This window comes from Intrasporangium sp., from assembly GCF_051961875.1.
Classification (GTDB): Bacteria; Actinomycetota; Actinomycetes; order Actinomycetales; family Dermatophilaceae; genus Intrasporangium_A.
Genome location: NZ_JBQCCV010000130.1, coordinates 1 through 9,747, shown reverse-complemented (window position 1 = coordinate 9,747; position 9,747 = coordinate 1). Strand labels below are relative to the sequence as shown.

General features: G+C 69.7%; 12 protein-coding genes and 2 tRNA genes. 2 read left to right on the top strand and 12 right to left on the bottom strand.

Features of this window, described 5'->3' with window-relative positions:
* Nucleotides 1-69: 69 nt before the first annotated feature.
* From ACTHJJ_RS07975 to ACTHJJ_RS07935, 9 genes are all read right to left on the bottom strand, one after another.
* Nucleotides 70-143 (bottom strand) — tRNA-Asp (locus tag ACTHJJ_RS07975).
* A 22-nt stretch (nt 144-165) separates the two neighbouring features.
* Nucleotides 166-238: transfer RNA gene (locus ACTHJJ_RS07970), tRNA-Glu, on the bottom strand.
* A 185-nt stretch (nt 239-423) separates the two neighbouring features.
* Nucleotides 424-1,440: a PHP domain-containing protein gene (locus ACTHJJ_RS07965; protein WP_440302405.1), complete on the bottom strand. Its 1,017-nt coding sequence runs from the start codon at nt 1,438-1,440 to the stop codon at nt 424-426.
* 158 nt (nt 1,441-1,598) lie between these two features.
* Complete coding sequence (locus ACTHJJ_RS07960) at nt 1,599-2,426, bottom strand: hypothetical protein (RefSeq protein ID WP_440302404.1); 828 nt, start codon at nt 2,424-2,426, stop codon at nt 1,599-1,601.
* Nucleotides 2,423-2,920, bottom strand: a complete 498-nt coding sequence (locus ACTHJJ_RS07955; protein ID WP_440302403.1) for a SigE family RNA polymerase sigma factor — start codon at nt 2,918-2,920, stop codon at nt 2,423-2,425. Before ACTHJJ_RS07955 ends, ACTHJJ_RS07960 begins: the two co-directional genes overlap by 4 nt.
* A gap of 194 nt (nt 2,921-3,114) precedes the next feature.
* Nucleotides 3,115-3,735, bottom strand: coding sequence for a methylated-DNA--[protein]-cysteine S-methyltransferase (locus ACTHJJ_RS07950; protein ID WP_440302402.1), 621 nt, complete (start codon nt 3,733-3,735; stop codon nt 3,115-3,117).
* Nucleotides 3,728-4,225: an RNA polymerase sigma factor gene (locus ACTHJJ_RS07945; RefSeq protein WP_440302401.1), complete on the bottom strand. Its 498-nt coding sequence runs from the start codon at nt 4,223-4,225 to the stop codon at nt 3,728-3,730. Before ACTHJJ_RS07945 ends, ACTHJJ_RS07950 begins: the two co-directional genes overlap by 8 nt.
* A gap of 52 nt (nt 4,226-4,277) precedes the next feature.
* Nucleotides 4,278-4,790: a methylated-DNA--[protein]-cysteine S-methyltransferase gene (locus ACTHJJ_RS07940; RefSeq protein ID WP_440302400.1), complete on the bottom strand. Its 513-nt coding sequence runs from the start codon at nt 4,788-4,790 to the stop codon at nt 4,278-4,280.
* Nucleotides 4,787-5,830, bottom strand: coding sequence for a cation diffusion facilitator family transporter (locus tag ACTHJJ_RS07935; RefSeq protein WP_440302399.1), 1,044 nt, complete (start codon nt 5,828-5,830; stop codon nt 4,787-4,789). The genes ACTHJJ_RS07940 and ACTHJJ_RS07935 overlap by 4 nt, the downstream gene beginning before the upstream one ends.
* Nucleotides 5,831-5,945: 115 nt before the next feature.
* Between ACTHJJ_RS07935 and ACTHJJ_RS07930 the strand changes: the two genes are divergently transcribed.
* Both ACTHJJ_RS07930 and ACTHJJ_RS07925 read left to right on the top strand, forming a co-directional pair.
* The gene (locus ACTHJJ_RS07930) at nt 5,946-6,149 is read left to right on the top strand and encodes a CsbD family protein (protein WP_440302398.1); all 204 of its coding nucleotides are present in this window, start codon (nt 5,946-5,948) and stop codon (nt 6,147-6,149) included.
* A 146-nt stretch (nt 6,150-6,295) separates the two neighbouring features.
* Entirely contained in the window at nt 6,296-6,937 is a 642-nt protein-coding gene (locus ACTHJJ_RS07925) for a LysE family translocator (protein ID WP_440302397.1), read from the top strand.
* Nucleotides 6,938-7,020: 83 nt separating this feature from the next.
* On the opposite strand, the gene ACTHJJ_RS07920 is transcribed toward ACTHJJ_RS07925, so the two are convergent.
* The 3 genes from ACTHJJ_RS07920 to ACTHJJ_RS07910 form a co-directional block, all read right to left on the bottom strand.
* Complete coding sequence (locus ACTHJJ_RS07920) at nt 7,021-7,305, bottom strand: hypothetical protein (protein WP_440302396.1); 285 nt, start codon at nt 7,303-7,305, stop codon at nt 7,021-7,023.
* A gap of 563 nt (nt 7,306-7,868) precedes the next feature.
* Nucleotides 7,869-8,396 carry a hypothetical protein gene (locus tag ACTHJJ_RS07915; RefSeq protein WP_440302395.1) on the bottom strand — a complete coding sequence of 176 codons (528 nt, stop codon included), beginning with the start codon at nt 8,394-8,396 and terminating at the stop codon, nt 7,869-7,871.
* 759 nt (nt 8,397-9,155) lie between these two features.
* On the bottom strand, nt 9,156-9,747 hold a 592-nt coding region (locus ACTHJJ_RS07910; protein WP_440302394.1), incomplete at its 5' end, for an alpha/beta fold hydrolase.

Genomic DNA, 9,747 nt, shown 5'->3' with positions numbered 1-9,747 from the left:
AAACTCGACGGTACTCGAAAAGACCTCAGGGGGGGCGTTGTGTTGGGGGCGCGCCGCCTCTCGGGGAAGCGACCCCGACCGGGCTCGAACCGGCGACCTCCGCCGTGACAGGGCGGCGCGCTAACCAACTGCGCTACGGGGCCAAGCTTGTTCAGTTGTCGTACGTATCCCCAACGGGATTCGAACCCGTGCTGCCGCCGTGAAAGGGCGGAGTCCTAGGCCGCTAGACGATGGGGACCTATCCCCGTTGGGACGTCGAAACTATAGGGGAGATTCCGGCGCGCACCAAATCCGTATGCCGCACAGCTCGGACCGTGCTCGCGCCGACCTCCCGACGTCCCGTCGACCGGCCACAATCTCTCCCTCGACCGGTCATAAGGTCGCCGTCGACCGGTCACAAGGTCGCCTCGAGACTCTCCGGCGTCAGCCGCGCGCCCACTCGAGGACGTCCTCGACCGGCCAGGTCGTGACGATCCGTTCTGCGGGAATGCCGTGGCGCTCCGCGCGCTCGCAGCCCAGGTACTTGAAGTCGAGCTGCCCCGGCGCGTGCGCGTCGGAGTCGATCGTGAAGAGGCAGCCGAGGTCGCGGGCCAGCTCGATGAGCTCGTCCGGCGGGTCCTGCCGCTCGGGCCGCGAGTTGATCTCCACGGCGACGTCGTTCTCGAGACAGGCACGGAACACCTTCTCGGCATCGAAGGTCGAGGGGGGCCGCGTGCCGCGTCCCCCTGTGACCAGCCTCCCGGTGCAGTGGGCCAGCACGTTCGTACGCGGATTGCGGACGGCCGCGACCATGCGCGGGGTCAGCTCGAGGGACGGCTGCCTGAGCTTCGAGTGGATCGAGGCAGTGACGACATCAAGCCGGTCGAGCATGTCGTCGTCCTGGTCGAGGGTGCCGTCGAGGTTGATGTCGACTTCAATGCCCTTGAGCAGGCGGAACGAGTCGCCGAGTGAGCCGTTGATCGCGTCCACCCGGATCAGTTGTTGCTCGAGCCGTTCGCGAGACAGGCCGTTGGCGACCGTGAGCCGGGGTGAGTGGTCAGTCAGAGCCATCCACTCCTGGCCGAGCTCGACCGACGAGAGGACCATCTCCTCGATCGGGCTGCCGCCGTCGCTCCAGTTCGAGTGGACGTGCAGGTCACCGACGAGCCGGCCGTAGAGCTCCGAGCCCTCCCAGGCCGACTGGTCGCCGTGCTCCCGCTCGACCGTCGTGAGGTAGCGCGGCACCTCGCCACGCAGCGCCTCGGTGATGATGGCGGCGCTGGCGTCGCCGATGCCCTTGAGCTGCTTGAGCGTCCCGGACTGCGCCCGCTCGCGCAGCTCGTCCTCGGGTATCAGCCGGATCGACTCGAGCGTCCGCCGCAGCGCGTCGACCCGGTAGCGGTTCTCGCGGCCGCGCTCGAGCAGGAAGCAGATGCGCCGGAGCGCCTCGACCGGTGACATGGGTGCCTCTGACCGTCCCGGTTGTCGCATGAGGCGACCCTAGTCGGGGACTTCCTCTCGCCGGGCTCGGACGGCCCTGTGACCGGTGGGGCGGGGTGCTCACTCGACGAGGGGGGCGTTGTGACGCGTGGGGCGGGGTGCTCGCTCGACGAGGGTGGTCAGCGCTGGAGCGGTGCCTGCGTTGACCCTCCCGGCAGCATCGGCCTCGGCGTGTGCGACGTGTCGACCACCACGGTCACGACGTCCGCGCCGACGAGAGCTGCGACCGCCCCATGGTCGTCGCCCGTCGTCGACACCACGACTCGGTTGGTCCGGGCGTTGAGGTACGTCCCGAGCACGATCACGCCGCGGGCCTGGAGGGCCACTCGCTCCGACTCGATCCGAGCCGCGGCGTCGCGCAGCACCCGGATCGAGTGCCCGACGGTCCGGTATTCGACGTCCGACCCGGCCGGCACCGCCGAGGCCACCATTGCCTGGAGCGCAGGATCACTGCGCGTCACGCAGACGACGATGTGCGCGTTGCCGGCGTCAGCGGCATACATGCCGGCAAAGATGTCGGGGAAGCGCGCCTCAAGCGTCGGTGCGAGCGACTCGAGCGCCGCCCGCACGGGCGTCATGGGGCCAGTGAACCAGCCGGACAGGCCGCCTGCCGGCAGCATCGGGGCTGGGGCCCCACCAGAGTGCGCGCCCGGCGTGGCTAGCTCGGGGGCCGGAGCCGCGTTGTCCTCCGTGATGCCCGGCGCCCGCAACATCCCGGAGGCTGAGCCGCTCGCCGTCGAGGCGTCCTGCCCGGGATGGTCCGCGACCCACGTGCCGCCGACGACGCCGACGAGCGCCACTGCCGCGGCCGTCCCCACCACCCATGACCGGCGCCGGTGGGCCTTGGCCCGCCCCCGGCGCATCGCCCGCTCGACGAACAGGTCGTCCTGAGGTGGTTCGAGATCGTTCACGGCGCCAAGGGCCTTCCGAAGTTGCTGCTCGCTCATGTCAGGGCTCCGCTCAGCGGTGGTTCTGCGAGCCGGTCCCGCAGGGCGGCGAGCCCCCGGGAGATCTGGCTCTTGATGGTGCCCTCGGCGACGCCTGTGCATTCTGCGATCTGCGGGACGGTGAGGTCCTCCCAGAACCGGAGCACGAGGACGGCCCGCTGCTTCTCGGGCAGCCCGTCGAGCAGCCCGGTCAACGTCATCGCGAGATCGCGGTCGTGGTCGCTCGTCGGCGGCTCCGGCAGGTCGTCGGTCAGCACCTCGCGTCGTCGCTTGCGTTGGTCGTTGAGGTAGAGGTTGAGCATGGTCCGCCGGGTGTAGGCCGCTTGCGCGCCTGCCCCGATCCGTGGCCACGCCACATAGACCCGAGCGAGCGCCTCCTGCACGAGCTCGTCGCCGTCGGCCCAGTTGCCGCAGAGCAGGAAGGCGCGCCGCCGCAGCGCCGTCTGGCGCTCCGCCACGAACGCCCGGAAGGCGTCCTCGTCCGTGCGTCTCATCGGTTCCCCGGTCGGGTGGGTGGGCTCGTCCAGTGTCGTACACCAATGCAGACCCACCGGGACGCCATTTCGTTGCATCGCGCATGCCGTATGCCGCCACCGTCCTCCCGCTTGCCAGCGCGGTTGGCCCCCAGCTCCGCGGGAGGAGTCGGATCGGGAGCCGGCCCTCGACCGAACCTGATCTTTCGACCGGGTCAGGCGGCGGCTGACTCGAGCCGCAGCAGGAACGCCTTCGTCTCCGGGCCGCCCAGGTAGCCGCCCGGGGTGCCATCCGACCGGACGACACGGTGGCAGGGCACCACGATCGGGATCGGGTTCGTCGCGCACGCGGTGCCGACGGCACGCACGGCCCGGGGGTGACCGGCGGAGGCGGCGACGGCGGCATACGAGCTCGTGCTGCCGTAGGGGATCTCACGCAGCCGGCCGAGGACCTCACGCCGGAATCCCTGCGCGAGCCGCAGGTCGACGGGGACGTCGAAGGTGCGGCGACGGCCGGCGAAGTAGTCGCCCAACTCGTCGCTGAGCTGTCCGAACCCGTTGGGGTCGAGCAGGACTCGCGGCCCGACGCGCGCGGCGAGGGACTCGAGCACGGCATCGTGCCCCTCGGACGCGAAGGCGACGCGGACGATGCCGACCGGTGTTGCGGCGAGGAGGAGAGGACCGATCGGCGTGTCGACGACCCGGTACGTCACGTCGACGAGGTCGTCCGTGGTGGCCGCCCTGAGAAGCCGCTCGTGCAGGCCGGCACGGTGCCGCGTGTCGTCGCTGGTGGGGGTGGTCAGGGTGGTGAGGGGGGCGAGGATGGACTCAGGCATGGGTCTCACGCTCCAGTGAGGGCGGGTAGGTGCGGCGGAGGGCGGCGATGCCGTCGGCGCTGGCGCGGCGGGCCGCGGCCGGGGTGCCGCCGACGATGGCGGCCACCTCGGGGTGGGGCAGGCCGGCGACGTGGTGGTAGGCGACGCAAAGGCGCTGCTTGTCGGGGAGGGCGGCGAGGGCGGCCCAGAGGTCTTCGTCGGGGAGCGGGAAACCGTCGTGGCCTCCCACCGCCGGGCGGTCAGGTGCGGCCGCCACGGGGACCGGCGCCCGCTGCCGGGCCCGGAGGACGTCGATCGCCCTGCGGTGCGCGATCGTGACGAGCCAGGCTCGCACGTCGGCGTCATCCGCCAGGTCTGGCCAGGCGCGCAGGGCCGAGAGGAAGGTCTCGGACCACGCGTCGTCGGCGTCCACCGGCCCCAGCACAGCGCGGCATACCCGCAGCACGACGTGCCCGTGCTCGGTGACCGCCTGCTCGAAGGGGTGTCTCATGCCCTGTCAACGTCCCGTCGCCGGCAAGTGTGAGGTCCGAGCGCCCGCGGCCTCAGAAGAGCCGGCCGGCGTCGTCGGGCAGCGGCTCCTCGAGGGCGAGGAGGAAGCGCTTGCGGTCGAGTCCGCCCGCGTAGCCGACGAGGCTGCCGTCGGCGCCGATGACTCGGTGACAGGGGACGACGATGGCGATCGGGTTGTGGCCGTTGGCGTGCCCAACCGCCTGCGCGAGATTGCGGTCACCGAGGGCGCGGGCGAGCGCGCCATACGTCGTTGTCTCCCCGTAGGGGATGGCGCGCAGCAGCGCCCAGACCCGTTGGGCGAAGTCGTCGCCGGCGGGGGCGAGGGGCAGATCGAAGTCTCGGCGCTCGCGGCGGAAGTACTCGGCGAGCTGGCGGACGGCCGACGCGAAGGGCTCCTCGGTCGGATCGGCGGGCTCGCCGTAGCGGGCGAGGTCGGAGGGGCGGTACTTGGCGGCGTCCATGTGCACCCGGGTGATCGCACCCTCCTCGGCGACGATGGTGAGCTCGCCGATGGGGGAGGGGGCGACGACATGGCGCGGTGTCACGGGCGGCGCTTCGGTTCGGCCTCGGTCCCGGTGTCCGCCTGCTGGGCGACGGGCCGCCCGGCCGAGTCGGCGGCGGCGACGATGTCGGCGTGCGTCGGGATGGGGAACTCGGCGCTGTAGTCGCCGTAGGCCCGCGGGTCCTCGGATGGCTCCAGGTGGCAGGTGAGGGTCACGTCCTCGACCGCGCGGTGGACCGCCGCCTCGACGTCCTCCATGAGGTCGTGGCCGCGCTGGACGGACCAGGCGCCGGGGACCAGGACGTGCACCTCGGCGAACCGGTGGTGCCCGGAGACGCGGGTGCGCAGGGCATGGAAGTGCACCTCCTCGGTCACGAACCCGGAGATGACCTCGGCGATCGCCTTGTTGTCGTCCTTCGACATCGCGATGTCCATGAGCCCGTCGACGGACTGCTGGAGCAGCTTCCACCCGGTCACGACGATGTTGAGGCCGACGAGGAAGGCGACGATCGGGTCGAGCCGCTCGACGCCGGTCAACGCGACGAGCAGGACACCGACGACGACGCCGACCGAGGTCCACACGTCGGTCATGAGGTGCTTGCCGTCGGCGACGAGGGTGAGGGAGCGGTGGCGGCGCCCGGCCCGGAGCAGGACCATGGCCACGACACCGTTCACGACCGAGGCGACGACCGAGATGCCGAGGCCGATGCCGACGTTCTCGATCGGCTGCGGGTTGAGGAACCGCTCGACGGCCGACCACATTATGACGACCGCCGCGATGAAGATCATCTGGCCCTCGAGGGCCGCGGAGAAGTACTCGGCCTTCGAGTGCCCGAAGTGGTGGTTCTTGTCCGGGGGCAGCGCCGCGACGCGGAGCGCGATGAGGACCGCGATGGCGGCGACGAGGTTGACGACCGACTCGGCGGCGTCGGAGAGCAGGCCCACCGAGCCCGTCAGGCGCCAGGCGACGACCTTGAGTGTGATCGTGATGATGGCCGCGGCGATGGACAGGTAGGCGAAGCGCGTCAGGTCGCGGGTCTGCGGGACCTGTGCGGGCTTGGTGGGGTGTGGCGAGGTGGGCACGTGCTCCATTCTCCCAAAGACCACGGACAGGGGTGTCTCCGTCCCAGGCGGTTTGTTTCGCCGGGGCCGCGGGTACATCCGGATCACTCGCTGAACTCCACGAAGGGAGAAGTTGATGGGTGCCACCGACAAGGCCAAGAATGCTGCTGAGGACATGAAGGGCAAGGCCAAGGAGACCTGGGGCGACGCCACCGACAACGAGTCGCTTGAGGCCGAGGGCAAGTCCGACCAGGCCTCGGCCGACATGAAGCAGCGCGGTGAGCAGCTGAAGGACGCCGCGGGCAATGTCAAGGATGCCTTCGACGGGGACAACGCCTAGATGATGCGGTGCGCGGGTGGCCCGGCCGGCCACCCGGGCACCACTAGGTCGGAACGCGACCCTTCCATGAGCGGCATACGAAACGTCTCGTATGCCGCTCATGGACGTTGCAGCGCCGGTGGCCGATGGTTTGGTTGACTTGGCCAGTGCCCAGCCAGCAGACGCTCCTTGCCTTCGCGGTCGTGTCCGTCGGGATCATGCTCGTGCCCGGTCCCTCGAACCTCTTCCTGCTTGCGCACGGCATCGGCCATGGACGACGTTCCGCCTTGGCGGCGGCCGGCGGGATCGAGGCGGCAGCCGCGCTCCGGGTCCTACTGACCGCGGCGGGGCTGTCTGCCCTGCTGGCCTCCTCGGCGCTGGCCTTCGAGTTCGTCCGGTGGGGAGGCGTCGCCTACCTGGTCTATCTGGGCGTGAAGGCCTTCCGCTCACGACGGTCGGGTCGGGACCGGGCGTCCGGCGCCACGCCGGTCCCGCTGGCACGCTCCTTCCGGAAGGGCCTGGTCGTCGGACTAGGCAACCCGAAGATGGTGATCTTCTACCTCGCGTTCCTGCCCCAGTTCGTCGATCCGTCCCGAGGGTCCGAGGCGGGACAGATCCTTTTGCTGGGCAGCGTCCTCTGGGCCATCGGCGCGATCTGGGACGTCGCTTTCGCCGCCGCGTCCGGTTCCATCGGTGGCTGGGTCACCCGCAAGTCCCGCTTCCAAGCCGCGCAACCGCGCCTCGAGGGCGTCTGCTACCTGGGGCTCGCCGGTTGGGCCGCGGTCACCGGCGCGCGCCACGCCCGCTGACGCACCCGTCGGGCGGACCGCGCGCCCTGCATGCAGGAGTTGGGTCAAGGTTGCGTTTGTCGCCGAGGCCTAGGCGCCGAGACCTACTTGATGCGTTTCCACCGTCGCCGTCGACTGATCACGCGCCGAAGCGCGTTGTCGGTAGGGACCTGGATCAGCAGATAGACGAGTAGCCACACGACGAAGCCGAGCAGTGGGCCATAGGTATCCACGAGCAGGCTCATGCTGAGGCCGCAGCCGATGAAGACGACCACGGCAGCGAGGCTCACGAGTCGCCTGTGAGAGCGCATCCACTGCGGAGCTGGTTCGTCACTCGTGCGGTAGTACGCGATGACTGACTTCGTGACGCGCCCGGCGAATCTGCGCACCTACGGAGAGTAGGTGCCGTGTGCGGGTGTTTGGTCGAAATGCGCCAAGCGCTTCGTCGTCCTCGACTGCTGGCGGACCCGGTCTGCGGGTCCGGCACAGGGTCCGCGGAGGTTGGTAACGAGCGCGACACATGGCTGTCGTCCCCAGGCTTGTGCCGATGGAAGTACCTACGCTGGGGGTCGGTGATTTAGTTCTGACCTGGGACGATGCGTCGTCAGCAGTCTTTGGGGAGGTGCTGATCGGGAACGCCGTACTGGCCGATCGAGAACGGGGCCCATAGGTCGGTTCTTCAGCATTCCCGAGGATGATCCGGCTCAGGTCGACCGGCAGTAGGCTGCGATTGGAGCGTCCACTGCGCACGTGCGTGCGGCGACCACCGTGACGCGCCGAGCGCGCAGCCGGGCCCGAACGCTCGATGTTGCCGTGTCCCGCCCATCCGTGGATTTGCGGTGGCCCTGCAGCCGGGATGGCACGACCCGACGCCCGGCCATCCGCGCCCGAAGGCACGCGACCAAACGTGGGATCGCCCGCGACCGCGGAAGGCCGTCCGACGGGGTCTCCGTCAGGCTAGGTCGGCCTCGAGGGTTCTTTGGGCTCGGACGTGCATCGACTCCAGCCACGAGCCCAGGTACCCGGCCCACTGGGACGCGGCCGGCTCGGCGAGGGCGGCCGCGGCCAACACGTACCGGGCGGTGTGCCTCATCACGCAGCTATCCGGTCCGTCCGCGCTGATGCTGAGCTCGGTGGTCGCCTCGAGCATCCCGGCCGGTAGGGGATCCAGCGACCGGACCAGCACGCGGGTGCTCGGCTCGTACTCGAGCACCTCGAGGCTCCTGATGCTTCGGCCCTCCGGTGTGGCGTGGAGGAACACCTGCACCTCACCGACCCCGGGACCGGTCCCCGGCATCCGCACCGCCGCGACGACCTCGTCCTCAAGCAGCAGCTGACTCGCCGGGTCCTCGATGAACGCGAACACGTCCGCGGCGCGACGGATGATCGGCACGGACCGGGTCACCCGCATCTCGGAATGGGCATCCGACGATGTCGGCGGGGGCGGGGCGGACCGTCGGGCGGCGCGGCGGAGAAACATCCGCTCACGCTACGCGGAGGCCGGCGACAGGCGGCCATATTCGGTTGCAACGTCGGCAACGTTGTGTCGCTGTAGGACACCGTAGCCAAGGCATGAGTCAAGAGGCCCTCTCGGCATGGCGCACCACGCTCTCGCAAGCGCTGGCGCCGGGCAAGCCAACCAGTTGGTCCGGGCCGAGTTACAGGTGCGTCCGCCGAGGCCTTGACCGCTTCCTGCCTCTCGGCCGACCGACCTGGCAACGTGATACCGGCCTGCCCACCCGGTGTAAGGCAGGATATGCGGCCCCCGGGAGCGACGTGTTCGAGCGCCGTCAACAACAACTGACACGTGCGGGGGAGGGCACCGCATCGGCCCGGCGGAGAGCGTCCGGCATACTTTGAACCGGAGGTTCGTACGGACCGGGCTACAGCGGTGTAGTACTGAGGTTTGTCCCGATTAAAGTACTGACCCCCGGGGCCTCTGGGGGATCGTGACTTTAACCCTGACCTGCGCTGATGCCCCACGAGCGGCTTCCAGGTAGTGCCTCATCGGGAACGCCCGACGGCTCAATCGAGAACAGCGCTACTAGTCGTCTGGCGGTACCCACAGGCAATCACCTCGAGTCGTCGAGGGCACAGGTCCGGTGGTCACGGACGTCCTACACGCGGCAGATCCATAAACCTCTCACGCTGACGACCGGGCGTCGTAGGGCCTGGTGGCGCAGGGTCAGGGACAGCTGCTCTCTCACGAGGGTCTTGGCGAGGGGCAGTGCGAGCGAGATCAGGTCCGGGTGGCTGCCCACGTCATTTCGGCGTCGACGTTGCTGCTCCAAAAGTTGTCGTCGTGCCCGCCTGTGGTGAAGTGCGCCTCCGCTGTGGGGAGACGGCGTGCCAGTGCCCGGTTGGCCGCGATGAAGGGGTCCGATGTTCCGCAGTCGAGTCTCACTGGGATTCCGCGCAGCAGGCCGAGACGGTTGAAGATCGAGTACCGGTCGAAGTCGGCGCGCCCGTCGTAGGCGGCGGCGGGTGTCTCACTGCCCTTCTGCCAGAGTGCCGCGCTGGCCGCGACGACTCCGCTGACTCGTGATCGTCCGAGCTCGCTGGCGAGCAGGAGGGCACCGAAGCCGCCCATCGACCAGCCCAGCAAGACCACGCGTGAGGACGGTGCCAGTCCTGACGCCTGGAGCGCTTTCGGGATGAGATCCTCTCGGACCATCGCGCCGGTGTCGGTGCCGTCGCGGCGTGGGTGCCAGTAGCTTTTTCCACCGTCCACGGAGGCGAGAGCCATCCGGGACCGCTCGACGGCGTCGCCGAAGCCAAGGCCGAACGCGTCGTCTGCGCCACCGCCGAACCCGTGGAGTGCGACGACGAGG